This window comes from Haloferula chungangensis (genome assembly GCF_042664875.1).
Classification (GTDB): domain Bacteria; phylum Verrucomicrobiota; class Verrucomicrobiia; order Verrucomicrobiales; family Akkermansiaceae; genus Haloferula; species Haloferula chungangensis.
In genome coordinates this window covers 1-1080 of the sequence record NZ_JBHTBS010000058.1, presented here as the reverse complement: position 1 = coordinate 1080, position 1080 = coordinate 1, and the positions used below count along the sequence as shown (strand labels likewise).

The 1080-nt window shown below is 59.9% G+C and carries 1 protein-coding gene; it reads right to left on the bottom strand.

All coding sequences use genetic code 11. The features are described from left to right. The coding region (locus tag ACFQY0_RS21170) for a tyrosine-type recombinase/integrase (RefSeq protein ID WP_379717043.1) at positions 1 to 807 on the bottom strand (807 nt) is incomplete at its 3' end. Positions 808 to 1080: the final 273 nt, after the last annotated feature.

Here is a 1080-nt window from a genome sequence, read left to right as displayed (position 1 = left end):
ATCCTTGTCGCCCTTGCCCTTGCGGACCGTCAGCGTCCCACGCTCCAGATCAACGTCCTTGATCCGCACCCTGACCAACTCAGAGCGCCGCAACCCCGCCCCGTATTGAAGCCGTGCCGGCAAGCCATAGCAGCCATAGCGCCCCTCCTTGGCCCATCCCGGCATCTCGAGCTTTTCGAAAATCCGCTGCGTCTCCCCCTTCGAGAGCACCACCGGAACCCGCGTCCCCGTCTTCCTCAGCTTCACCTTGAAAACCGGATCATCCACCCCACAGACATGCTTGAAAAAGAACGCCAAGGCATTGAGCGCCTGCTTCTGCGTCGAATACGCGCAGTCCTCATCCTTCACCACCGACTCCAGAAACAAACTCGCCGTCTCCACCCTCATCAGCGCCCGCTCATCATCACCGAATGCCGCGTATCGAGCCGCCCAAGCCCCGTAGCAACGCTTCGTCGTCAGCGCCAGCCCTCGCCGCCCTCCAGCTGACTGCACCGCAGCCCTCACCCTCTCCGGCAAGCTCCGGTGGTCGGCATTGGCCTCCGCACAGGCATCCAGCCAATCAAAATACCACTGCATCGCCGCCTCCCACTGCTCCAACTGCCAGCCTTCCCGCGGACGATCCGCTGCCTTCACCTCGTTGCGCCAAAAGACCCGACCCGCCTCCTTGCCAGCCTCCAAGCCGTAGCGCAGGCGGAAGTTTTCAAACCATTCGAGGACCAGGAGGAATCCAGACCGCTGAAAGTCCGACAGGCCTCGAAACGCGGCGAGATCCTTCCGCCAACACCAGTGCACCTTGGAAACACTCATAATAGAGACATCGAAGCGGCGAAAGAGCCTTAGGTCAACCTAAAAGGTGTTCCTTAGAACACCCTAAATAGATTCACGCCCGAAAATTATCGCCTCAAACGATCCCGTGAGCTGATCTCGTGAGGCGCAGCCTTTTACGCGACGCGGATGATATCAAGCACCTCATCTCGCCCAAGTCGCCCCAGCAAGACCCCACCCGATATCAGCACCTCGCGTGAAAGAAATCCTTGAACTACGGGGCTTCACGGCCCTACCCTCCCGCAATGTCACCCC